Source organism: Paenibacillus sp. FSL P4-0127, assembly GCF_038007325.1.
Lineage (GTDB): Bacteria > Bacillota > Bacilli > Paenibacillales > Paenibacillaceae > Fontibacillus > Fontibacillus macerans.
Genome location: NZ_JBBOWY010000002.1, coordinates 333,773 through 357,484, shown reverse-complemented (window position 1 = coordinate 357,484; position 23,712 = coordinate 333,773). Strand labels below are relative to the sequence as shown.

19 protein-coding genes and 2 riboswitches are annotated in these 23,712 nt (G+C 52.9%); of the genes, 4 read left to right on the top strand and 15 right to left on the bottom strand.

Annotated elements, in window-relative coordinates; genetic code table 11:
* Positions 1-23: 23 nt before the first annotated feature.
* The 15 genes from NYE74_RS28115 to NYE74_RS28045 all read right to left on the bottom strand — a co-directional run bounded on the left by NYE74_RS28115 (position 24) and on the right by NYE74_RS28045 (position 20,245).
* On the bottom strand, positions 24-1,718 hold the full coding sequence (locus NYE74_RS28115; RefSeq protein WP_341005368.1) for a polysaccharide deacetylase: 1,695 nt from the start codon (positions 1,716-1,718) through the stop codon (positions 24-26).
* A 2-nt stretch (positions 1,719-1,720) separates the two neighbouring features.
* A complete protein-coding gene (locus NYE74_RS28110; protein ID WP_051985702.1) occupies positions 1,721-3,676 on the bottom strand; it encodes a glycosyltransferase family 2 protein in 1,956 nt (651 codons plus the stop codon).
* Between the two features lie 27 nt (positions 3,677-3,703).
* Positions 3,704-5,026 carry a nucleotide sugar dehydrogenase gene (locus NYE74_RS28105; protein ID WP_036626063.1) on the bottom strand — a complete coding sequence of 441 codons (1,323 nt, stop codon included), beginning with the start codon at positions 5,024-5,026 and terminating at the stop codon, positions 3,704-3,706.
* A 60-nt stretch (positions 5,027-5,086) separates the two neighbouring features.
* A complete protein-coding gene (locus tag NYE74_RS28100) occupies positions 5,087-6,583 on the bottom strand; it encodes a polysaccharide deacetylase family protein (RefSeq protein WP_036626066.1) in 1,497 nt (498 codons plus the stop codon).
* Positions 6,584-6,655: 72 nt separating this feature from the next.
* A riboswitch (cyclic di-GMP riboswitch) is annotated at positions 6,656-6,771 on the bottom strand.
* A 513-nt stretch (positions 6,772-7,284) separates the two neighbouring features.
* A complete protein-coding gene (locus tag NYE74_RS28095; RefSeq protein ID WP_036626068.1) occupies positions 7,285-8,655 on the bottom strand; it encodes an NCS2 family permease in 1,371 nt (456 codons plus the stop codon).
* A 150-nt stretch (positions 8,656-8,805) separates the two neighbouring features.
* Positions 8,806-8,906, bottom strand: a riboswitch (purine riboswitch).
* Between the two features lie 150 nt (positions 8,907-9,056).
* Positions 9,057-10,712 (bottom strand): thiol reductant ABC exporter subunit CydC, encoded by a 1,656-nt coding sequence (gene cydC / locus NYE74_RS28090; RefSeq protein ID WP_278737960.1) that lies wholly within the window; start codon positions 10,710-10,712, stop codon positions 9,057-9,059.
* Positions 10,705-12,441: an ABC transporter ATP-binding protein/permease gene (locus NYE74_RS28085; protein WP_124333238.1), complete on the bottom strand. Its 1,737-nt coding sequence runs from the start codon at positions 12,439-12,441 to the stop codon at positions 10,705-10,707. Before NYE74_RS28085 ends, cydC begins: the two co-directional genes overlap by 8 nt.
* Positions 12,438-12,824: a YbaN family protein gene (locus NYE74_RS28080; protein ID WP_036626075.1), complete on the bottom strand. Its 387-nt coding sequence runs from the start codon at positions 12,822-12,824 to the stop codon at positions 12,438-12,440. The genes NYE74_RS28085 and NYE74_RS28080 overlap by 4 nt, the downstream gene beginning before the upstream one ends.
* A gap of 1 nt (position 12,825) precedes the next feature.
* The gene (srtB, locus tag NYE74_RS28075; RefSeq protein WP_341005539.1) at positions 12,826-13,614 is read right to left on the bottom strand and encodes a class B sortase; all 789 of its coding nucleotides are present in this window, start codon (positions 13,612-13,614) and stop codon (positions 12,826-12,828) included.
* A gap of 1 nt (position 13,615) precedes the next feature.
* Entirely contained in the window at positions 13,616-14,386 is a 771-nt protein-coding gene (locus NYE74_RS28070) for an ABC transporter ATP-binding protein (protein ID WP_213510805.1), read from the bottom strand.
* The gene (locus NYE74_RS28065; RefSeq protein ID WP_341005366.1) at positions 14,376-15,368 is read right to left on the bottom strand and encodes a FecCD family ABC transporter permease; all 993 of its coding nucleotides are present in this window, start codon (positions 15,366-15,368) and stop codon (positions 14,376-14,378) included. Before NYE74_RS28065 ends, NYE74_RS28070 begins: the two co-directional genes overlap by 11 nt.
* A 44-nt stretch (positions 15,369-15,412) precedes the next feature.
* Positions 15,413-16,318, bottom strand: a complete 906-nt coding sequence (gene isdE, locus NYE74_RS28060) for a heme ABC transporter substrate-binding protein IsdE (protein WP_124333242.1) — start codon at positions 16,316-16,318, stop codon at positions 15,413-15,415.
* Positions 16,319-16,494: 176 nt separating this feature from the next.
* The gene (locus NYE74_RS28055; protein ID WP_124333243.1) at positions 16,495-18,939 is read right to left on the bottom strand and encodes an NEAT domain-containing protein; all 2,445 of its coding nucleotides are present in this window, start codon (positions 18,937-18,939) and stop codon (positions 16,495-16,497) included.
* 36 nt (positions 18,940-18,975) lie between these two features.
* Entirely contained in the window at positions 18,976-19,749 is a 774-nt protein-coding gene (isdC, locus tag NYE74_RS28050; RefSeq protein WP_036626090.1) for a heme uptake protein IsdC, read from the bottom strand.
* Positions 19,750-19,783: 34 nt separating this feature from the next.
* Positions 19,784-20,245: an NEAT domain-containing protein gene (locus NYE74_RS28045; protein WP_051985703.1), complete on the bottom strand. Its 462-nt coding sequence runs from the start codon at positions 20,243-20,245 to the stop codon at positions 19,784-19,786.
* Between the two features lie 386 nt (positions 20,246-20,631).
* On the opposite strand from NYE74_RS28045, the gene NYE74_RS28040 reads away from it, so the two are divergent.
* The 4 genes from NYE74_RS28040 to isdG are packed head-to-tail and all read left to right on the top strand — an operon-like array spanning position 20,632 to position 23,700.
* Complete coding sequence (locus tag NYE74_RS28040; protein WP_124333280.1) at positions 20,632-21,588, top strand: ABC transporter substrate-binding protein; 957 nt, start codon at positions 20,632-20,634, stop codon at positions 21,586-21,588.
* Positions 21,588-22,583: a FecCD family ABC transporter permease gene (locus NYE74_RS28035; RefSeq protein ID WP_213510801.1), complete on the top strand. Its 996-nt coding sequence runs from the start codon at positions 21,588-21,590 to the stop codon at positions 22,581-22,583. The genes NYE74_RS28040 and NYE74_RS28035 overlap by 1 nt, the downstream gene beginning before the upstream one ends.
* Complete coding sequence (locus NYE74_RS28030; RefSeq protein WP_213510799.1) at positions 22,583-23,383, top strand: ABC transporter ATP-binding protein; 801 nt, start codon at positions 22,583-22,585, stop codon at positions 23,381-23,383. The genes NYE74_RS28035 and NYE74_RS28030 overlap by 1 nt, the downstream gene beginning before the upstream one ends.
* Complete coding sequence (isdG, locus tag NYE74_RS28025; protein WP_036626099.1) at positions 23,380-23,700, top strand: heme oxygenase; 321 nt, start codon at positions 23,380-23,382, stop codon at positions 23,698-23,700. Before NYE74_RS28030 ends, isdG begins: the two co-directional genes overlap by 4 nt.
* Positions 23,701-23,712 lie beyond the last annotated feature (12 nt).

Here is a 23,712-nt window from a genome sequence, read left to right as displayed (position 1 = left end):
GAAAGGCCCGCTTGTTTCTTCATTTAAAAGGTTTCAACCGCCCAATCAACCAGTGCGTCAAACATCCACTTAACGCCGTTGATCACTTTTTGCAGCGGGGTGTATCCGATCGAGAACAGCACTTTGCCCGGCGGCTCATCCGTGCTGCTATGCCCCGCCTCGGAAACAATCACGTCGTCAAACACGCCGTCGTACACCGGGTCTTGGCTACGCTCCTCGCTAGCCGAAGCTTCCAAAGCCAAACCGCCTGCGGCAAGCGCAGACGCGATTTGGATTTCCGGCGCGGCGGCCGCCCCGTCGACCTGCAGGGTCAACCCGCTGCCGGCGACCGCCACCTCCAGCTTGCGCCCAATCGCCGTCTGCTCCGATACGCCTTTTAAACTGCCGAGGTCCCGGGAAATCAACGTCTTTTCCTCCGTTTGCCCGGGCTCTTTTTGCACGACGCGAAGCAGATTGTCTTCCACGACAACCTTTACGTAAGCATCGGCCTTGCGGTCGTACCGTAAATATACCGATTGCGAGCCGATAATGTTCCCCGCAATCTGCAGCGATACCTTCACATTTTGATAGCCATCGCTCCCTTTAAGATAAAGCAGGCCTTTACCGCTTTCCGGAGAGGTCAGGATGATGCGGTTGCCCCTGAATTCAGCGGCCCCGCCAAGCAATTGCCAATGATCGGCCCGCTTCTTGTCGCCTTCAAAGAAATCGTAAGATTCCCCGGTGTCTCCCGCGATTCTCATCAACAAATGGTTGCGATACCAGCCGGGGGAAGGCTGCAGCCGCGTCAAATCGTACAAATCGCCGCCGCTGTCATTAAAGGCTTGCCCTTCGCGGTTAAAGTGCATTTTAAACAGCCGTTCGATGTTATCGGAATTCACGTTTTCCACCAAAGGATTCATTCCGTTGTGCAGCGAATTGGCGTGCATGATCATGTACACGCTCGGAACGAAACCCAGCTTATCCCGATAAATCTGCTCCATAAGCCGGTAGTCTTGGTTAATGCGCGCTTCCATTTCCCGGCGGTTCTTCAAAGGCACCTTATCGGCGTCGCGGATGAAGTCCATCAAATAGTGCGTATAGTAACGCGCCTCGTCTTTATTCTTAAACTGCTGCTCGGTTTGCGTTCCAACGTACCGCCCGTCCTTGTCAAAAATATTGATATAGGTCAAACGGTAACCGTTGCTCCCCAATTCCCAATACCCTTTGCGCGTCAGCTTAAGCAGCTCCGGTCCCGCCAGAAATTTCGGGTCCACGACGTCCAGCCGGTCGGCGTAGGAAAGCATCGTCGCTTTATAATTGTATTTTTCCAGCAGGGGCTGGGCGAACAAGGCGGAATCGCTGCGTCCGTCCTCAAAGCTTAGATACACTGCCCTTTGGGGCAGCGGCTTGCCGTGCTCGTAAAAATCAAGAATATCCTGCTGCGAAACCGTGACATACCCGTTTTGCCGCAAAATTTGCAGTTGCTCGTCCAGACGGCTTTTGGCGATCAGACCGCGCGTTCCGGTTCGATCCACTCCATAATAGGACAAGGCGATAAATCCCCGCGTTTGCTGCCAAGCCGCTTTGTCCGGCTCCCGGTAACGGTGGATTCCCGCCACGGCATGCACCAACAGCACCAGCACCATAGCCAGCACCACAAATTGAACGGCCGATTTGACCGCTTTGTTCCGCTCTTTGCGTCCGACATCAAGCGCCTTGCGCGGCTTGTTTTTTCCCATAGTCAGTCAACCTCACTGTATGAACCCTTGTCCTTGTGGGAATCATTAAAAAGATTTTTAAAAAGTGATCTTCTCCGTTTGTTCGCTTTGCGGCTTTCTTTTTTGGCTCTGGCCTCAACATCCTGCGGCGTTTCCCGCGTACCCCAGGTGGATTTCCAGAACGTGACCCAGGCGACCGGCATTTGCCAAAGCAGCACCAGTTCGTAAAAAACACAGAATACCAAGCCGAAAATCCAAAGTTTGCTTTTACGGAACAACAGATGCGCAAAGCTCATCAATAAAGCCATCAATATAAGTCCCATCAAAAATGTGCCCGGAAAAACGCCGTAAACGAGCGGCACATACACGAGATTGTACAACACAACGATCGGAGCGGCGATCGGAACGATCAGGCCTATGTAAAAAAACAGCGCCATGAACGGTTCTTTACGCCAGATGAACGTCCCGGCGCGCAGCGACTCCCGCAGCCAGGAGCGCTTCCAGCGCATCTGCTGCTTCAGGAAGACGTCCAGCTTGGACGGCACGATAGTGGAACAAATCGCGTTGTCCTGGTACCCCGTCCGATGGGAGCGAAGTATGAAGTTGGTCATGCTGCGGTCATCGCCGAACGTGGCCGGCTGGCCAAGAAATTTCTGATTCAACCAGGCGTCCGCGTATTTGAGCACCAGCTCTTTCCGATAACATGACAGCGGACCGGATAGACAGGTAACGCTGTCGAACCAGGATTCCGCCGCTTTCATGATGCGAAACGCGATATAATAGCGAACCGTCTGCAGCTTGGTAATCGAATTCGTATATTTGTTTTCCACGTCCGTCCGGCCGGCCACCCCGCCCATTTTCGGATCTTGAAACGGCTGCACGAGGTGAAGGATGGCGTCCGGCTCCAAAAAGCTGTCCGAATCCACGAACACGACCAAATCATGTTTGGCCATCTCCACGCCTTTGACCAAAGCGACCCGCTTGCCTCCGTTCTCCGGCAAGACAACCAGTCTGAGGCGATTCCGAATGTCAAACCGCTCCGCTTCCTTATGCAGGCGCTCGACGATCTCGTTGATCCGCTCCACCGATCCGTCGGTTGAACGGTCGTCCACAACGATCACTTCCAGCTTGTCGATCGGATACTCCTGATTGATGCAGCTGAGCACGGTGCGCTGAATCCATTGCTCTTCGTTAAAACAAGGGATAATGATCGTCACGCCCGGCGTATAATCCGGATTGACCGGCACGTTGCGGTACAAAGCCCCGAAAAAATACCGCGTCAGCAAAAATATGGCCGCCGTTAGACTGTATAAATAAAGCAGAATGTTGTATTTGAAATAGATGATGCTTTCGGCGCGCATCAGCAAAATAATCGTCATAGCGACAAACAGCAAGCCGCTGGCCGTATACACGGAATAGCCCCAACGCCGTTTCTGAAAGTAATTGTAAAGGTTGCTTTCAAAAGCAAGCGCCGCCATCGGCTTCTCCCCGTCCGGCGTGTCACGGGTAAACCTGCGAACGACCGATGCTTTTATTTTTACCTTCGACTCAAAACCCTCCGGCATCGTCCCCGGCGGAATGTTAAAGCGCAGCTCGAACACATCGCCTTCACGGCATGTTTCGGCCCTCTCCGATTCCAGCTCCACCAGAATCCCCGTTGAAGAAATGTCCGCGGCCATGCCGCTTATTTGGGACTTTGCGTCCGCCTTTTTCCCTTTCTTATCGGCTCCCACGGGCAGCAGCGAGACGGGAAAATCAGCCTCATAGCGCAAGCTGAGCAGACGGGGCATCTTATTGTCGCCATGATCGGCGGATTCACCGGGCCCATCGTCCTTTGAGCGCAACATGCCTCTGCGGTCCGACGCTTTGCGGATGTTCTCCGGATCGGGGACATGGGCAAGCAGCCGCCGATCCGCCTTGGGCGTGGAGAGAACTTCAACCGGCTTTTGTTGTGCTTTGTTCTTTTTCCTCAAGTTCATTGCCCCTTAACCTTTAAGATGGGCCCTTTACAGGCTCCAGTAATGATAACCCGAAGCTTCGAATTCGGATTTATCGAACACGGCTTTAATATCGAAAAACACCTTGCTCTTGTCCGCCCCGAACAACCGGTCGTAATCCTCACGAGCCATGTTTAGAAATTCCCTGTGAGGGACGGCCAGCACCACCACGTTCAAATCACGCAAATCGGGCAGCTGCGCCAGCTCCAATCCATGCTCTTCATACACGAGCCGCGGGTCCACCAGCGGATCGCAGACAAGCGGCTGGATATCATATTCCTTCAGCTCTGCGATAATATCCGTGACCTTCGTGTTGCGAAAATCGGGGCAATCCTCCTTGTAGGCCAGGCCGAGGATACCGACTTTCACATCCGACAAATCTTTCCGCAGGCGCATCAGCAGCTTTACGATGCTGCGGGCGACATATTTGCCCATCCCGTCGTTGATGCGCCGCCCCGCGGAAATGATTTTCGAATGGTACCCCGCATCTTCCGCTTTATAAGTTAAATAGTAAGGATCGATGCCAATGCAATGGCCGCCGACCAGCCCTGGGGTGAATTTGAGAAAATTCCATTTGGTTCCCGCCGCGGCCAGCACCGCTTTCGTGTCGATTCCCATCCGGTGAAACAGCATGGATAGTTCGTTCATAAAAGCGATATTGATGTCGCGTTGGGCGTTTTCGATCACCTTGGCCGCCTCGGCCACACGGATACTTTCGGCCCGGTAAACCCCCGCCTCGATCACCAGCTCGTAAACCTGCGCCACAAGACCAAGCGTCTGCTCATCCATGCCGGAAACGATTTTCACGATGTTCTCGAGCCGGTGAACCTGATCGCCCGGATTGATTCGTTCGGGGGAATAGCCGACTTTAAAGTCGACCCCGCATGTAAGCCCCGACTCCGCCTCCAGGATCGGAACGCACACTTCCTCGGTGACGCCGGGATAAACCGTCGACTCGTAGACAACGACCGAACCGGGGCGCAAATGTTTCCCGACCATCGCGCTGGCGTTCTTGACATAAGTAAGGTCGGGCACTTTATCGTTTTGAACCGGCGTAGGCACGGCCAGGATGTAAAAGGAAGCCTCCCCCAGCCTCGCCTCATCCGAGGTAAAGTCAATCGAGCTCGCCTTGATCGCCGCGTCCCCGACATCGCCGGTCGGATCTTTCCCCGCAAGGTAATCGGCGATTTTCCGGGGACTCACGTCAAACCCGATGACGTCAGCCTTGCGGGCAAACGCGACCGCTAGCGGCAAACCTACGTACCCTAGTCCGACGACAGCCAGTTTGGCCGTCCGCTTTACAATGTTCTCATATAGTTGATTCAAATCCATAAGTTCAACCCCATTCATTTCCCGATGAGTATCCAAAGATGCCGAGCAAGCGTTCGTTCCTTATTTCATCCCGTACAGCTCGTCCAGAAGCACAAAGGAATAACCCCGCTGCTTCAACTGGTCGATTACCTTCGGCAAGGCTTCCAGCGTATGGAGGCCGTCAAGCATATGCAGCAAAATAACGCTGCCGTTAGTCGTCTGCTTCAGCACCCCGTTTAAAATGTACTGAGCGTCATGGTCGGAATTCCAATCCAGGGTGGTCACATCGTACAAAGCGAGCGTCTTATACCCCGTGGCCGCGATCACCTTGGCCGTCTCCTTGTTGATCTCCCCGGTCGGAGGCCTGAACAGCATCGCCGGCTGCTGCTGAATCGCTTCGGTGATGATGCGGTGCGCCTTGACCACTTCTTCCTGCAGCTCGTCGGGCGGGATTTGCGTAATCACGGGATGGCTGTAGGTATGATTCGCCACAAGGTGACCCTCTTCGACGATAGCTCTGGCCAGGTTCGGATTGTTCTCTACGCCGTTGGCCCGCAGAAAAAAGGTCGCTTTGACGTCATGATCCTCTAGGATCTTCAACAGACGGGTGACGGTCAAATCGCTGCCCCAATCGTCAAAGGTCAGGGCGACGACCTTCTTGCCGTGCGGGTTCCATTTGGCGATATCGCTGGCGTTATAGATCAGATTATAGTCCGCCTGCTCGTAATCGGGATTGATCCGGGCGGCATCGTATCCCGGGATTTGCTCCAGCGGCTTCCGCTCGCCGCCGTCACGCACCAGCTTTGCGAGCGGCACCAACTTATAGCCTACTTCTTTCGCCGCATCCGCAATATAGGAAATGGAGGAAACCACCTCGGGATTCACGTCCGTATTTAGCGCGATAATGCCGCCGCGGCTAATGTACCTCCGTATGTAATCGCCGATTTCCTTGGCGCTTTGCATGTCGCTGTCCTTCGGATTGATGTTGTAGGAAACGACGGCTTTTAGTCCGGTTTGCGCCGCCACCAGGCGAACGTCTTCGCTCATACGGGCCCCCCGGGTCCGGACGAACTGCGGCTGCTTGCCTGTCGCGTCGGCAATCAAGCCGTTGGTACGGTTGATTTCTTTATAGATTTCTTCATAGCTTAAGGTCGTCAAGTCGGCGCGCGTCAACGTATTGTTCTCCACCTCGTGGCCGCGGCTGGTTAGTTCCTTGACCAAATCCGGCTCTTCGGCCGCCCGCATGCCCGGGACAAAAAACGTCGCTTTGATATGATGCTTGTCCAGTTCATCCAATAAACGCTCGATCGTCTCGCGATCGCCCAAACCGTCGAACGTTAGGGAAAGCTCCTTTTTGGCCGTATAGACAAAAGACAATGTTTTGCTCGGTTCCCCCGTATAACGGGCAATCGGCTGCTGCTGCAATGAAGCGGTCTGCGCCCCGGACATGGGGGAGGCCCCATTCCCGTTGTCCGCCTGCGGACTGGCCCCGCTGCAGCCGGCCGCCCAAAACGCAAGCAGAGCTGTGGCTAATCCGATTCGAATCGACCGGGCGCCGTTTCCTGCCATCGAAATCATTAGTTCACCTTCTTTTGTAAAAGTAATTTTTTTCCAATCAAAATCTTCAAAATAAAAAGACCGCCATACTTACATGGCGGCCGGACAATCATAGCGCAGCTTGCACCGCAATTCCCACCACGGCTTGCGAACGCTTTAGACTCCAAACTTTGCGTCCTATCCTTTCGAATAGTTTGCCTTTGGTTTAGAATTTTAATTATTTAAATTTATTATAATCGACTCCGGCTGGAAATCAATCCATAGTTTATGAAAAAAAGCGGATTCACAAAAAAATATTCAGGAGTGGGGGCCCATTTCTTTCCATGTCAAATAGCCTAGAAATGGAGCTTAAAGAAGCGCGCCGATAAGCCTGCGGTGCTCTTTTGTATTGCTCCGGGATAATCCAGCAGAAAAATAAGGGCAAAAAATGTTGCTATTCCGGCGATATCCGTTCATTTGGGAGAAATAGAGGTAATTTATGTCGTTATTTTCCCCCGTCGCAAAGAAATGCCCATGTTCTGGACCATTCATAGGAAAATAAGTACATAAAATGCCGCTAATGGAGACGAACACGTTGGGGCTCGGATAATAAGTACATAAAGTGCGTTATTTTGAAGGGTAGGCGGTTTATCGTTCCAGTCGGCGGCGGTTAGAACTAAAACAAGGGCGCTTGCTCCTAACGGAGAGGGACACCCTTGTTGGTCGATCCGGTTTTCATTAAATTATTCGGTGCCAAGGAAAATATAGCGGGCCAATACGAGCACGGCCAGCACCCACATCAGCCAATGAATTTTGACTTTGTTTTTGGTGAACAGGTTGTTGAAGCCCCCCAGAATGACGTAAGAGACCAAACCGGCGGCGATCCCGTTGGCGATGCTTCCGGTGAAAGGCATCAATACGATCGTCAAGAACGCCGGGAAGGCATGCAGGAAGTCATCCCATTCGATCGATTTGACCTGGCCGATCATCAGCACGCCGACGATAATCAGCGCCGGAGCCGTTGCCGCGCTCGGCACAACACCGGCCAGCGGCGCGATGAACAGCGCCAGGAGGAACAAGATCCCCGTCGTTACCGAAGTGAGCCCGGTGCGTCCGCCTTCGGCCACACCAGCGGTGCTCTCTACATAGGAAGTGATCGTGCTGGTGCCAAGAAATGCGCCCGCGCTGACGCCAACCGCATCCACCAGCATCGCCTTGCCGATTTTTTTCTCGCCTTCTTCTTTGTTTTTCATCAAGCCGGCGCGGGTAGCCGTACCGACCAAAGTGCCGAACGTATCAAACAATTCAACGAACGTGAATACAAAAACAATTTCAAACAGACCCAGATGCAAAGCCGCACCCAGATCGAGCTTGCCCACCGCAAGATTGTCAAAAGCGGGCAGCCAGCTGGCGCCGGAAAGTCCGGAAACGTTAGTAACGCCCATCGGAATACCGATAATGGTGGTGGCGATAATCCCGATCAACAGCGCTCCTTTAACCCGCAGCGACATCAAAATGGCAATCAGGATCAAGCCGATCAACGTTAATTGAACATCGGGGCTATGGACGAAATCGCCCAGCGTGAAGTTGATGCTGCTGCCGGGAACCGTGGCGGACGTATCCGTTACCCCCGACAGATTAGCGCCGATCAGGTTGCTCATCTTCAAACCAAGGCTGGCCACAAACAGGCCGATGCCGACCGTGATGGCCGCTTTAATGCTCTGCGGCACGGCAACCAGCAGCAGTTGGCGAACCTTCGTCACCGTCAGAATCAGAAAAATGATACCGGAAATAAATACCGCGCCGAGCGCCGCCTGCCAAGTAATAGCTCCACCCGAACTAAGCACCACGGTCATGAAGTAAGCGTTCAGCCCCATGCCCGGTGCCAGCGCGATCGGAATGTTGACGAACAATCCCATAAGAATCGTGATCAGCCCGGCGCCAATCGTGGTGGCGAAAAATACCCCTTCCACCGGAATGCCCGCTCCGCCGGGTCCCAAAAAGATCGTGTTCACGAACAAAATGTAAGCCATCGTCATGAACGTGGTGATCCCCGCTATAATCTCCGTTCTTACATTCGTGCCGTGTTCCTTAAGCTTAAAGAACCGATCCATGTAAAAATTCTCCCCCTTAAAATGAGTCGGAAAACGACAAAAAGCCCGAGGTCAATAAATGTTCCCCGGGTCCCGTAAGCCAGAAGAAGCATGAGAACCGCATAGGCCTTCCGGAAAAAACTTAATACCCGATCTTCCGCGTTTAAGCCCTGCGCCGCTTCTTCTCTTCGTAGCAAGATCATTTACGGTGACCTCGTAGAGACTTCCGGGCCGATTCCCGGAATTATACGAAAAGATTTAACTGTTGTTGTCGCTTTTCCCAATGAGAGATCCGCAATTTAATATCGCGCTCTACTCCGCTATTTTAGGGCTAGCTGCAGGGCTTGTCAATAGAAATACGAATAATATATGCACCATCTTCTATTATTGTTCGGAATATCTCCAAATCTATACCTATAGTTTTAAGAAATCCTCCCGTCCGCCATATGATAAAACTCGTCGGCAATTCTCAGGGTGGAGCTTCGGTGGGAGACCAGCACAATCGTCCTATGTTTACTTTCCTCCTTCAACGATTTCAAAATGAGGGCTTCATTCAAAGCGTCCAAATTGCTGGTGGGCTCATCCAGCAGCACCAGCAGGGCATCATGGAGGAAAGCCCGGGCAAGCCCGATTCTTTGCCGCTCTCCGCCCGATAGCCTGTCCCCCAATTCTCCAACCGCCGTTTCGAAGCCTTGGGGCAGCGATTGGATAAACTCATAAACGGACGCCTTCTTGGCTGCCTCCGCTACCTGCTCCCTTGTCGCATCCGGCCTGCCTATCTTGATATTGGCCTCTATGGTGTCGTTAAACAAAAATGTATCCTGGGTGACATAGCTTTGCAGGCTCCGCAGGTTTTCCGTATTTAACTTTCGGATATCTTCATTAGAGATGCAAATCCGCCCCTCGTCCACGTCCCAGAAACGCATCAGCAGCTTCAACAGGGTCGATTTGCCGGATCCGCTTTTTCCGGTGATGCCGACGATTTGGCCGGGAGCGACCGTCAAATTGACGTCTTCCACAACAGGTTCCTTTCCATAGCCAAAGGTTACCTCCCGGCAGCTGGCCCCGGCAAAGGAGACATCCGTCCCTTCCGTAACCTCGGCCGTTTGCTCCGGTTCATCCAGCAAATCCAGAACTCTTCCGGCGCTGGCAAAGGTCAGTAAAAGACTGTTGGACAAATTGCTGAGGCTTACGACAGGACCAAAAGAACTGAATAAAACCATCGTGGAAATGACCACTCCGTCTATGCCGATTCGGCCGGCGGAAAGCAAACTAAGACCGGCCAGCAGAATGGAAAACGAAAATCCGATCACAGCCGTGTCCGTTGCCGCTTTGACCGCCCCTTCATGCCTCTTTAACCCCTTGAACTCGGCATCAAGTTCATCCGACATGCGATCTACAACATCGAGGCGTTTTTCCCCGCAACCATATTGAATGCTCTCTTTCATCCCTCTCAGGCTGTCCAAAAAATAGCTGCTCAATTCACCGAACCGGCGTTTGTAAACTTTTCCGTGCCCTCTATCCAACCGCGAAGCCGCGGCGGGAATGAGCAATCCTACCGTCAAGTAAGCGAGTGCGGCGATCGCCGCAAGCTCATAACTATATTGTCCAATAAATACTATCATGACCGAAGATATCACTACCGCAATGACAACGGGAGCTATGGTATGAGCATAAAAAACCTCAAGCAGCTCAATATCGCTTGTAATGATAGAAATCAGGTGTCCCTTATCCCGGCTTTCCAGCTTGGCGGGCGCAAGTCTGCGCAACGCTCCAAAAACCTTATCCCGGATCACGGCCAGGAGCTTAAAAGCAATATAATGTCCGCATAACTGCTCTCCATAACGAAATGCTCCCCTTAATACTGCGCATCCGGCGATAACGGCAAAACACGTTTTTATGCCGGGGACGTCCACCATATCCGCCGCATTTAATACTGCATAACCGCCGAATACGACAATGCCGATAGCCGCCAGAAAACCAAGAACCCCCAGGATAATGGCAAGCAGCAAGAAAGGAACAAGCGGTCCCGTCAGAGCCAGCAGCTTCAACGCAATGGCAACCCTGCCTCTATGCATAGACACTCTCCCTCCTTCCAAAGTTTTCAATGGCATGCTGGCTGCTGAACAGCCGGGCGTATTGTCCGTTTTTCTCCAAAAGTTGCTTGTGGGTGCCGCATTCCACGATTTTACCTGCATGAACCACTATGATTTGATCCGCTTCGACTACGTTCGCGAGCCTGTGGGAAATCACAATCACCGTTTTGCTCCCCGCTAATGAGCGGATGACCTCCATGATAATCTCTTCGCTCTCCGCATCGATATTGGAGGTTGCTTCATCAAAGACATATATAGAGCTGTCATGCAGCAGCCCTCTGGCCAACGCCAAACGTTGGCGCTGGCCCCCCGAAAGGTTTGAACCCTGCTCCTCCAGGTTCCAGGACAATCCCCCTTGCCGGAGTATAAATTCATCCAGCTTCACGCTGCGCAGTGCAGCGAACATCTCACCTTCCGAGGCATCAGGAGCTCCCATCCTGAGATTGTCTTCGACACTCCCTTTGAAAATATAGCTGTTATAGCTGACCAAAGTCACCGCCTGCATCAGACTTTCCTCGCCGGCTTTACGAACCTCCGTGCCTCCAATGGTCAGGGAACCGCCATAGCCCTTGCGGGCCCCTTGCAGCAAAGCAGCCAAGGTGCTTTTGCCGGAGCCGGATTCTCCAACGATAGCGGCAAAGCCGCCTTGCGGGATGTCCAATGTAATGTCTTGAAGGGCAGGCTCGTTCCCGCCGTACAAAAAGCCAACCTTGTGAAACCGTATATCCGCCCCTTGCAAGTTCCCGTTCTTCCGCTCTTCCTCCGGCAAATCCAGCAATTTGAAGATTTTGCCGCTGGCGGCCATGCCGTTCATCGCAATATGGAAATAAGACCCGAGCAGTCTCATGGGGAGAAAAAACTCGGCGGACAGCAAGATGATGAGACAAGCCGCTCCCGGCTGTATATTACCTGCGGCCAGCTCGAGACCGGCAATGATGATGCCTGCGGCACTGCCTCCATAGGCTATCAAATCCATGACCGCAACCGAATTCAGCTGCATCGTCAGCACGCTCATGGTCATCCTGCGAAAGCGCTCCGCCGCCGCGTTCATTTCCTCATGTTTGCTTTTGTCCGCCCCATAGACTTTAAGCGTGGTAAGCCCCTGCAAGTTTTCCAAAAAAGCGTTGCCAAGATTGGAATAACTTCTCCAATATTTGCTGAATAACTTCTTGGCGATCTTAACTACGGCGATAATCGAAAGCGGGATAAGAGGAACGCAGATCAGCAGAATCACCGCGGCTTTAAGACTGATCCAGGACAGCAGCGCAAACAACGTAACCGGAGCCAATAAACTGTAAAATAATTGCGGGAGGTATCTGCCGAAATACGTTTCCAACTGCTCCACCCCTTCCACCGCCAGTTGGATTACCTCCGCCGTGGAAGCTTTTTCGGTATATGTGGAACCCAGCCTCAGCAGCTTCCGGTAAATTCGCGACCGCAATTCCTTTTTGGCGTTGACGGAAACCCGGTATGACAGCATCGCCGCTCCATAATGGCAGGCAAAACGAATCGCAATCGCGATGAGAACGATGGAGGCGGCCCAGGTTAAGGCCGACCCGGTCAGCGTATTTTCCCAGGCCTGCTGCAGCAAATAACCTATTGCTCCCACAGCCGCAACGCTGCACAGCAGACTGATCCAGTTGATCAATACGATCAACCCGATATAATAGTCTGATTTGCGGACTAAAGCCAACAATCTGCCGTTGATCACTTCGCAGCTCCTCCTCTAAGCGGCCTTGGAGCCGTTTTGATGCGGAAAAGAAAGTAATACGTTTTGATGATCCACACCAGCCCAATCAACAACCGGACATGCAAATTTTGCGCAAAAATAAAGACAATGGCAAGCAGCAAAGAGGCCAATGCCATGATACTTAGCTTGGTCCTTAGCGGCATGGAACGGGATTCTGCGAAATCCCGCAAATATTTCTTATACAGCCGGCTCGACAGAAACCAGTCGTTGAACTTCTTCGAACCTTTGGAAAAAAAGAACGCCGCGATGAGCAGGAAAGGCGTGGTCGGCAGTACGGGCAAAAAAATGCCCAATACCCCGAAGCCAACAAATAAAAAGCCTAATCCGACAAATACATATTTCATATCAATCTCCCTTTCGTGCGGTCAGTTTCCCTTGCAGCACAAGCCTGCCTTCTTCCGCGTCGAGCAGATAATCGCAGGTGGACAAAGTCAAAATAACGTCATTTGCCCCGATAGTGGTGTCCGTTTTATAAATGGAACGTTCCTTGATTTCATCAACAAAGTTCAAAAATTCACGATTATCCGCAAAAGAAGTCCGGATATAATCGAAACTCGTCGTTGTCCGGTAGACCGCAAACACTTCCGCCTCATATTCCTCATAGAGCGTTTCAAACCGGAAAACTCGGTGTTCGTCAAAAAAATCCCGCTCCAGGTAATCGCGCAAACCGGCGAACATCGTGCCGTCCTTCATGCGGTGGCCGTAAAGCACGATGTTCTTGTCAGGCGCCTCTCCGAGTTGATTGCGGAAATCCATAAAAATGCTTCCCGCTTTGGAACGCTCTCCCTTAAAATCATGCTTCAGGTAGTAGTCGTTGTCCTCCCCCTGCACCACCGGATACGAAATGTTCGTGTCCTTGATCTCGATCCAGCCGGCCGTATCGGCATTAAGCGCCAGCAGGCCGTGAAACTTTGAGCGAACAACAGGCTCCGGGGAATCCTGGGGGGCGGCGGCAGCGTCCGATCCGCCGGCTCCGCCGATGCCGGGACCTGCTTCCGTATACAGCCAGTGAGTTTCGCTGCGGAGCTGGCTGCTGTGGACGCTGTCGAGCGTTAGGTGCGCCAATTCGTATCCGGAATACAAAAATACGCTCCAGCATAACACCGAAAAAAATGTTTTCCGAATCTCCTTCACCTCAAATTCCGATGGGAACGATGTATAATCCCGCTTCGGGATCGGTCCGCAGCGCAACGTCCACGCCGTAAACCGCATGGACGGTTTCTTTGGTAATCACCTGTTCCGGCGGCCCCGAGGCCACGATTTCCCCGTTTCTCATGACGATGATTTTATCGCTGTACCGGATCGCCTGATTGATGTCGTGCAAGACCATCAAAATCGTCAACCCGTGCCGGACGTTAAGCTGCCGGATCAATTCCAGAACTTCCATCTGGTAATAAATGTCCAGATAGGTCGTAGGCTCATCCAGGCACAAAAACGGTGACTTCTGGGCCAGCGCCAGCGCAATCCAAACCCGTTGCCGCTCTCCGCCGGAAAGCTCCCCGACCAGGAACTGCCGCTTATCTTCCAAATTCGTGCATGATAACGCCCAGTTTACGGCCGCCTCATCCGCTTCGCGATCCGATTTCAGCAACCCTTGGTAAGGTAACCTGCCGTATCGCACCAGCCGCTCCACCGTCAGATCGTCCGGCGCTTCGTTATGCTGATGGACAATCGCCAGCCTGCGCGCCAGTTCCTTTGGTCTGTAGCTGTTCAGCCTTTTTCCGTCCAGCACGATTTCTCCCCGGTTTGCCACATAATTGGTGGAAATGACGCCAAGCAGCGTTGACTTTCCGCAGCCGTTCGGACCGATAATCGTCGTGATTTTCCCTTGTTCGATGTTCTCGCTAATCCCGCGCAGGTGGTCGTGTATCCGATTGTACGAAAAAGTAACCTCTTTAATTTCCACGGACTCGCCCGCCCTTCCTCAACAAAAATATTAAAACAGGCCCGCCGATCACCGACATGATGATCGAGGACGGCAATTCGTTGGGCGGCACCAGCGTTCTTCCGAGCGTATCGGCGGACAAAATCAGCAGCGCTCCGGCAAGCGCGGAAAACGGAATCAGCGCCCGGTGATCGGAGCCGACCAATCTGCGCGCAATATGGGGAATCAGCAGCCCCACAAAGGCGATGACTCCGGCCACGGCCGTTGTCACGGCGGCAAGGAATACGGCGACGGCCGAGATGATCAGACGGGCGTTTGTGACGTTCAGGCCGAGATTGTGCACCGTTTTATCTTGAAGCGACAAAAGATTGCACCAGGTGCTGAGGCACAGCGAGGCCAAAAGCCCCAAGCTTCCGTAAAGCAGCATGATGCGGACATCGTCCCAGGTTTTGAGAGAAATATATGCGGTATAGGAAGCGGCTTCGGCGCTCAGTCCGGTTTGCAGATAGCTGCAAATCGCCAGAAAAGCTTCGTTTAAACCGCTGAACATCGCATTCACCGCAACGCCGACCAGAATGATCCGAATGGGACTGAGCCCGGACTTCCATGAAAGCAGGAACACCAGCGCGCAGGCGACAACGCCCCCCAAAAAAGCAAACAACGGGGACCAGAAAAACCACTGGGGCAATAAAGTCACCAAAATGAGGGATGAAAACCCCGCGCCTGAGGAAATGCCGATCACGCCCGCATCCGCCAGCGGATTGCGCATCACCGCCTGAAACAGAACGCCTGCGACCGCCAGAGCCGCTCCCGAAAAAACGGCGATAATGATCCGGGGCAGCCGCAGATCGCGGATAATCTCAACCTTTTCGTTCGTTCCCGTAAACAGGCCCTGCACGAGTTCCCATGGTCCCGCCTGCAAACTCTCTGTAACGGCAGAATATACCGCCATCGCAAGCAGAAGCACGGTCACGGTTATGAAACTCCAAGTTATTTTGTTCATGATGGAAATTTTTCTCCTTATTAGTACAACCTCTTTTATATCGCTCATGGGTACATCATCGCCTTCAGTTCCTCCAGCGCCTCGGCGGCGGCGAGGTTGCCCGTCGTCCCGAACAATCTTTCCTCCAGATCGTAGACTCTGCCGTTTTGGACAGCGCTGAAATGTTTCCAAACCGTATTGGTTTGAAATTCTTCATTGAACATTTCCACCACTTCATCCGGCATCCCGTGCGCCGCCCGCAAGATGATGTCCGGATTGGCCTGCTGCAAATACTCCGTATTGGAGGCCAAATACTCCACTTCTTCGCCTTGAACGATATTTTTTCCGCCGAGCCGGGCGACCAGATCGCCGATGTAAGAGTGCTCGGTGGCTACCAAGTAACTGCCGGGAACACCAAGCAAAATCAGCACCGTCGGAGCAGGCCGATCCGCCACTTCCGCCTGGATTTCCTTCAGTTTATCGTCCACGGATGCAACCAGCCCCCCGGCGGCTTTCTGGCGATCATATTGCTCGCCAAGATCAAGAATGGCCTGCTCCATCCGCTCCAGACTGGTTAAATCAATAAACTTCGCTTCTATGCCGGCGTTCGCGAATACAGGTTTCAGGTCATATTGCAGTGTAGTCACCGACAGCACCTCCGTTGGAGCAAGTCCTTTAATGATCTCCATATTCGGATTCATCGGGTTCCCAACCTCTGTGACCCCTGCATACCGTTCGGGCAGTTCCTTCGAACTCGTCGGAATCCCGATCAGTTCCACTCCAAGCGCGTCCATAATTTCCGTGATCGCAACCGTCGTCGCGACAATGCGGTGGTCGGCAGCCTTAGGTTCGGCGGAAGCCGTTTCGGCCGATCCCGTTTGGTTCTTCTGCTCCGTCGCTTGCCCGGATGAGCATCCCCAGAGCAGGCACAGTAAAGCCAGGCTGCAAATGACGCCAACGGCCGTGCGCATGTTTTCTCACAGCTCCTTTTCGCCTTATGTAAATGCTAAGGTATCGTCATCAAAAAAAGGCTGGAAGGACACCTGTTGTCCGGCGCCCTTCCAGCTAGAGGACAAACTTGCCCCGCGTTTCTTCAAGCTCTATCGCTTTTTCAATAGGATTTCGGTAATATAAACCTGAGTAATGCTCAGCTCTGATTTTGCGTATCCAGCATGTTAAGAATCAGAGTAACCGCTTCAGCGCGCGTTATTTGAGCGTTCGGCGCAAACAACTGTTGCGGTCCTCCTTGCACCAAACCTAGCCGGGCGGCAGCGGAGACTTGCGGAAGTGCCCATTCCGGTATCTCGCTGACGTCTTTAAAGCCGGGTTTGCCAGCGTTGCCTTCGGCGCCATTTATGGCGCGGACGATCATGACGGTCGTTTCCGTACGGGTTACTCTTGCTTGCGGGCGAAACGTTCCGTCTTCATAACCGGAAATGATCCCCGCGCTAACGGCCCGGCCTATTCCTTCCTGGCTCCACCCAGGAAAGTTGTCCTTATCGGCAAACGGCAAGGAGGGTTCCCTGCTATCCAGCTGCAACGCCCGGCTGAGCATTACCGCCAATTCCGATCTGCTTGCACTGATATCAGGGCGGAAAGAACCGTCGGCATAACCCGTAACGATGCCTAAAGCGGCGGCCCGGGCAATATTTTCCTTGGCCCAATGCCCTTCCGTGTCCGTAAAGTTCCTGGACTGCGGGGAGGCAGCCGGTGCATTTGCTGTTTCTTCCTCGGTATGATCCGTAATATCGGGATTAGTGGCATTCACTGCGGCGGATAGCGGAGCAATGCTGTCCACATCAAACTTGACTTGCAGATCATACTCGTTAAAGTAGCCTTCGGGCCGCTTGATTTTCACCCAGGCATCGAGCGCGCTCGATAAATTCGCGGCTTCAAACCCGACAACTCTCGTATTGTTCGCTTTATCCTCGCTTAACGTCTTAGTCTCGGCTAAAGTTCCGTTTTGTTTCGTTTTAAAGCTGACGATTTCCTTGCTCTGCTTCATCTCAAAAGAGACCTGCTGCTTGCCGTCCTGCACCGCAAGCATACCGGGATGTACAACGTATTCGTCGATCTCTGCGGTTTCCAGAGTACCTTTCTTCAAGATGGTATAACCGATAGAATATTTTCCGTCCTTCAGCACGAAATCTTGTTTGGCAACGGGTGTTACCATGTTCCCGTTTAAAAGGGTAAAGTCGTCAGCTGCGTCAAGCTCGCCGATCGAATCCGGATAAAATTGAATCTGCACATCATACGAATTGAAGTAATTGTACTCCGGCCATTCGATCTTAACCCAGGCATCCGCGATTTCTTTCAGGTTATCCACTCTGAATTTCACGACCCGCGTATTCGCCGTTTCATCGGTGCCGACCGTATCAACTTCCTCGTCCCCGACTTTAAAATCGGTAATTTCTTCGCTTTGCTTAAAAGTCATGTAGATATAATAATTACTTCCGCTTACTTCCAAAATCGCGGGATGTTGCACGTACCCGTCCATCACGGATGGACTACTCGTTCCGTATTTCAAAAACTTGAACATGATGGTGTATTTTCCGTTTGCCAAATTGTCTGGATCGATGGGACCCTCCGGCGGATTGACAACCGGTGGATTAACAACCGGTGGATTCCCGGTCGACGGATTGCCGCCCGGATTTCCGCCATTATCGATCGGCGTAATGTTGTCCGTGTCAAACTTCAGGTCGACATCATAGGAGTTGAAATAGTTGAATTCCGGCCATTCAATGGTGACGTACCCGTTTAACGCCGCCGATAGATCATCCACTTTAAACTGGATGTCCCGCGTGTTCTCCGCTTCATACGTGCTAAGCGTGACCGTCTCTTGGAGTTGACCGTCCTGCTCCACCTTGAAGCTCGTAATTTCCTTGCTTTGCTTGAGCGTAAACGATACATACTGCACGCCGTCCTTCACCGTCAGCGTCCCCGGCTTCACCGTATACCCGTCCATGACCGAAGTTTCAGCCGTGCCATCCTTCAAGATCGTATAGCCGATGCTATACTTTCCGTCCGCTAATCCGCCATCCGATGGAGTGTCGTCCGGCGGGGTACCCGTTGATGGATCGTCATCCGGGTTGCCGGTGGATGGATTGTCATCCGGATCGCCGCCCGAAATGAGCGTAATGCTGTCCGTGTCAAACGCCAGATCAACGTCATAGGAGTTGAAATAGTTGAATTCCGGCCATTCGATGGTGACGAAACCGTTTAGCGTCGCGGACAGATCATCGACTTTAAACTGGATGTCCCGCGTATTCCCCTCTTCATAAGTACTGAGTGTAACGGTTTCCTGCAACGCGCCGTCCTGCTCAACCTGAAAGCTCGTAATTTCCTTGCTTTGCTTGAGCGTAAACGACATATACTGCACCCCGTTCTCCACGGTCAGCGTCCCTGGCTTCTCCACATATGTTTCCATGACCGAGGCTTGGGTCGTACCATCCTTCAAAATCGAGTAATCGATGCTGTACACTCCGTCAGCCAGGTCGGACGCCGCACGAGCCGGGGCTTGAGGGAATAAGGATAACAATAAAACTGCAATCGCAAAAACGGCTGCCGCCGATTTACTAAACAACTTGTTCAAATTCTGGCCTCCTGCTCATACTGATTTTCGAACGTACTATTTTTTGTTCCTCTCGGCTGTTAACACCTGCCGGAAAACAAATACCGACGAAACGATAAACAACAAAATAAGCGCCAAAACCGGAGTCCTGTCTCCTGTTTTCGGATTCGGAATTTCCCGGTCGCCCGAGCCCGTTTCGCTCGCGGAATCCCCCGTCTCGTCACCTGCGTTGTTCAAAGCCGCCGATTTGCCGGTCCGTTCGCTCGCGGGCTTCTCCGGGACGGCAGCTGCCGAGCCTGGAGATGGAGAATTTCCTTTGTCCACGGAAGCTTCCGCTTTTGAACTCGCCGCGCTTTCGCTTTCCTTCAGGCTGTCTTCGTCAAAGCTTAATCGAATCGTATAGTCATGGTCGTAATCGACGGATTCGACCGTCACATGAATCTTTGATTCCAACGGAACGGTTAAATCGGCCACCGGAAAACGCACCAACCGTGTGTCCGCGGCCGGGTCTTCTTTCACGACCTCCACATCCGCAAACCCGCTGCCTGAAGGCGCCTTATATTCCGTAATCCATGCGCTGTGGTTCAGCGTTACTTCGACCTGCATTTTCCCGTCCTTGACATGCACCGTTGCCGGCTTCTCCCAATAATCGTTTGCCATCGACACCGAATCATTTTCCGCTTTCAACACCGTGTAATCGATCGTGTATGTACCGTCCCGGAGGACGGATGCGGCCTGAGCCCTGCTTGTGAACAGCAAAATTGCCAGCAAAAACGCGCAGGTAAGAAACGCAGCAACTCGAAGCGGCGAAATAGTGCTTTGATGCTTCATGACTTCCTCCTCTTAAGCTGCAACACTCCACAAATTATTGGGCTGCAGCCGAACTTTCGTCAAAAGCCAAGCGAATGTCATAATAGCCGGAATATCCGATCGCCGGAATGGAAACGGTAATTTTGGCATTCGTCGGGCTCGTTAATCCTTCGAGCGGGAATTGAACGACTCTTGTGTTGGCGGCGCTGTTTGAGCTGACGGTTTGCGCTTCCACAAACGTTCCTCCTTGTTCCACCTCAAGCTTTGTAATCCAACTGCTAGAGTTCAATTGAACCTGCGCATAAACCTCTCCGTTCTCCACAACAACAGTAGCGGGTTTGGCGAAATAGGTATCGGCCATCGATGCCGTATCGCTGTCCGCTTTAAGTACTGTATAATTTACCGAATAAGTCCCGTCTGCCAAGTTGACGGCAGCCAATGCCGCCGGGATAACCAGCAGTGACAAAATACCGGCAAGCACCAATGCGGAGAACCGTTTACCCAACCCTTTTATCATGAGAAAAACCTCCCTAATTCAATAATTAATTCAGTTAATAATGATAATCATTCTCAATAGATGTTCAAAAAAAAACCGCCCTATTCACTTCGATTTTCAGCCTCTCCGACAACGAACGACAACCAAACAAACTCATATGCGCTTACCCATTTAATCCCTCCAATCCCTTGCAATTAGCCACACCGACAAAACTAACCGTGTGCTGTCTCAAATGCTATCTCAACCATTTCGAATTTGTCAATATTAAAATTTTTAATTTAAATCCTGTCTTTTTCCAAAAGTAATTATTAAAATTTTATTGACAGTGAGAATGATATTCATTATCATTTGTCTTGAAAAATTCACATGTCAGTTTCTAGGAGGTATACGTGAAAAGCCGTTGGTTTATGCTTGCCGCCATTTGGCTAAGCTTATCCGGATGTCAAGCGCCGGGGTCCATCCCCCCCTCCGAGTCGGGCGAACACAGCCCGGCCGGGGCCGCGGTAGTGATCGAGGATTTTGCGGGAAGACGGATTACATTCGACCGGGTGCCGCAAAAGATTGTCGCCCTAAGCGGCGGGGATTTGAATATCGCCTATGCGTTGGGCGGGATGATCGTGGGGCGGCCGACGGTCAGCGAAACTAGCGGAATTTCAGAGCCTTTGCCGGGTTCTCTGAAAAAGGTGGAACAGATCGGGACATCGCATGAGATCGATTTTGAAAAAATCGCCATGCTGGCCCCCGATGCCGTGCTTGGCAACGCCGCGCTCAACGCTCAGGACGCCGCGGTTATCGAGAACCTGGGCTCCCAAATGGTGCTGACCTCTGCCAACTCGATTGCGGACATCAAAGAGCAGATTCGGCTGTTCGGACAAATGCTGCGGCAGACCGAACGGGCAGAGCAACTGGTCGCGGACCTTGATGAACAGTTGGCCGCCTATCAAGCCGCCGCGGAGGAAACAGATAAGCCGAAAGCGCTCCTGGTCTACGGCGCTCCCGGCACATACATGGCCGCGCTGCCGAACTCGCTCGGCGGGGATATTTTGGCTTACGCGGGCGGCGCCAACATCGCCGGGGATTTTCCCGGACTCGACAAATTCCCGCAGTACGCCCAATTAAACGTCGAGCGGATTGCCCAAGCCAACCCGCAATATATTTTTATCATGACCCATGGCGACGCCGGCAAAGTCAAGCAGGGTCTGCTTAAAGAACTGCAGCAAAACGAAGCTTGGAGCGGAATCGACGCCGTCAAGCATAACCGGGTTGAAGTGCTTCCGGCGGATCTGTTCGGCACCAATCCAGGTATCCGGGTGACCGAATCGGTCGAGTTGCTCCACAGTTTGCTGAAAGGCGGAACCTCTTGATGGGCCGGCTGAAACAAGCAAAACGGAAATATGTCCTGCTCATTCTTGCCCCGGCGGCCCTCCTGATGCTTATTGCTTACGGTTTGTCTTACGGCTCGGTCCCGGTTCCCCTCTCGTCCGTTTGGCAGGCGCTGACCTCCGAAAGCACGGCGCAATACGAGACGATTATCGTGAACCTCAGGCTTCCCCGCGTGTTGATTGCCATGCTGGTCGGCGCATGCCTTGCGGCATCGGGGAGCCTTTTGCAGGGGGTGATGAAAAATCCGCTGGCCGACCCGGGCATTATCGGCGTGACGTCGGGCGGCGGGATCGCGGCCATTGCCGGCATGCTGATTTTTCCCGAATGGAGCTATATGCTGCCGCTCATTGCGTTTGCCGGAGCGCTAATAACCTCCCTGGCTGTTTATCTGCTGTCCTGGGATAACGGCACCTCCCCGTTCAAGATCGTCCTGGCCGGGGTTGCCGTCAACGCCCTGCTCGGCGCCGCCATGAACGCGGTGATGGTGATGTACAGCGACCGGGTTCAGGCCGTGCTCCCCTGGCTGGCGGGAGGGCTGAACGGGCGAAGCTGGGCGCATTTGCTATTCATGCTGCCCTACGCGGCCGCAGGCCTTTTGCTCAGCATCCTGGCGATCAAGCCGGCCAATTTGCTGCTGCTCGGCGACGACGCAAGCCGTCTGCTGGGGCAACGGGTCGAATTGCACCGGTTTGCGCTCATTGCGCTTTCGTCGCTCCTGGCCGGCGCAGCCGTCAGTGTCGCCGGTCTGGTCGGCTTCGTCGGTCTCGTCGTGCCGCATGCCGTTCGCATGCTGGCCGGGGAGGATTACCGCTTTCTGCTGCCGTTATCGATCCTTTGGGGAGCGGCGCTGGTCCTGTTCGCCGATATCGCGGCCCGCTCCTGGTTCGATCCGATTCAGCTGCCGGTCGGCGTGCTGCTTGCCGGATTGGGAGCGCCCTTTTTCCTGTTCCTGCTAAAAAAACGGAGGATGATGTAATGACGGCCTTAGAGACACTGGAAATTTCCGCGAGTCACGGCATCTTTTCGCTGCGCGAAGTTTCCGTTGTTTTTCCGAAAGGAAAGATGACGGCGATCGTCGGGCCCAACGGTTCGGGCAAATCGACGCTGTTGAAAACACTGTCCCGTCTGCTCAGGATTCACGGCGGGGATATCCGGATGGACGGCAAACCGATCCGTCAATACGGGACCGCCGAATTCGCGCGAAAATTAACGATGCTTCCGCAAAGCGGCGCGTTTCTTCCGAACTTGACCGTGCGCGAGCTTGTCGCTTACGGCCGGTATCCTTACAAACGCTTATTCCGGCACCACATGAACGATGAGGACCGGCGGATCATCGACTGGGCAATGACCGTTACGGGTACCAGTGGGCACGCGGATCAGCTTTTCCATACTTTATCGGGAGGTGAACAGCAAAAGGTACGCATCGCCATGGCGTTGGCCCAAAAAACGGATATGCTCCTGCTTGACGAGCCGACCACCTACCTGGATATCGCCCGTCAGTTGGAGATCCTGGAACATTTAAAGCAAATCAACGAAACCTTTGGGATTACGATGGTTATGGTGCTGCACGATTTGCAGCAGGCCGCCAGATATTGCGATTACCTGGTCGCTATGAAACAGGGGGCGGTTGTGGCCGAGGGGGCCCCGCAGGAGATGCTGACCGCAGCTTTTTTCCGGGGCGTTTATGAGATTGAAGCCAGAGTCAAATTTGAGGAAAACGAACTGGTCGTTATTCCTTTGTATTCCATTTCCGATAAGGAGGAGAACTCGAGATGATCATCGTGACGAACACAAGCCAAATTAAAAAGGGAGAAGCCGGCAAACTCATCGAGCGTTTCAACAAAACCGGCAAGGTGGAATTGATGTCAGGTTTTCTCGGCTTGGAAGTGATGCTGACCGAAAACACGAAAGAATATGATGAAGTAACGGTCAGCACCCGTTGGAACACGAAGGATGATTTCCACCGGTGGACGCAAAGCGACGCCTTCCGCGAATCCCACTCCGGACGAAACAGCATGCCGGATTATATTTTGAACAATAAAATTACGTTTTACGAAGTTAAAATCGTCCGCGACCCGATCGCCGTTTCCTGAAGACAGATCCGG

Excerpts from the sequence above, each read along its gene's own strand:
- isdG (WP_036626099.1), top strand. The coding sequence starts at position 23,380 with ATGATCATCGTGACGAACACAAGCCAAATTAAAAAGGGAGAAGCCGGC.
- NYE74_RS28065 (WP_341005366.1), bottom strand. The coding sequence starts at position 15,368 with ATGAACAAAATAACTTGGAGTTTCATAACCGTGACCGTGCTTCTGCTT.
- NYE74_RS28030 (WP_213510799.1), top strand. The coding sequence starts at position 22,583 with ATGACGGCCTTAGAGACACTGGAAATTTCCGCGAGTCACGGCATCTTT.
- NYE74_RS28100 (WP_036626066.1), bottom strand. The coding sequence starts at position 6,583 with ATGATTTCGATGGCAGGAAACGGCGCCCGGTCGATTCGAATCGGATTA.
- NYE74_RS28040 (WP_124333280.1), top strand. The coding sequence starts at position 20,632 with ATGCTTGCCGCCATTTGGCTAAGCTTATCCGGATGTCAAGCGCCGGGG.
- NYE74_RS28035 (WP_213510801.1), top strand. The coding sequence starts at position 21,588 with ATGGGCCGGCTGAAACAAGCAAAACGGAAATATGTCCTGCTCATTCTT.
- isdC (WP_036626090.1), bottom strand. The coding sequence starts at position 19,749 with ATGAAGCATCAAAGCACTATTTCGCCGCTTCGAGTTGCTGCGTTTCTT.
- isdE (WP_124333242.1), bottom strand. The coding sequence starts at position 16,318 with ATGCGCACGGCCGTTGGCGTCATTTGCAGCCTGGCTTTACTGTGCCTG.
- NYE74_RS28095 (WP_036626068.1), bottom strand. The coding sequence starts at position 8,655 with ATGGATCGGTTCTTTAAGCTTAAGGAACACGGCACGAATGTAAGAACG.
- NYE74_RS28080 (WP_036626075.1), bottom strand. The coding sequence starts at position 12,824 with ATGAAATATGTATTTGTCGGATTAGGCTTTTTATTTGTTGGCTTCGGG.
- NYE74_RS28110 (WP_051985702.1), bottom strand. The coding sequence starts at position 3,676 with ATGAACTTGAGGAAAAAGAACAAAGCACAACAAAAGCCGGTTGAAGTT.
- cydC (WP_278737960.1), bottom strand. The coding sequence starts at position 10,712 with ATGCATAGAGGCAGGGTTGCCATTGCGTTGAAGCTGCTGGCTCTGACG.
- NYE74_RS28105 (WP_036626063.1), bottom strand. The coding sequence starts at position 5,026 with ATGGATTTGAATCAACTATATGAGAACATTGTAAAGCGGACGGCCAAA.
- NYE74_RS28115 (WP_341005368.1), bottom strand. The coding sequence starts at position 1,718 with ATGGGAAAAAACAAGCCGCGCAAGGCGCTTGATGTCGGACGCAAAGAG.
- NYE74_RS28045 (WP_051985703.1), bottom strand. The coding sequence starts at position 20,245 with ATGATAAAAGGGTTGGGTAAACGGTTCTCCGCATTGGTGCTTGCCGGT.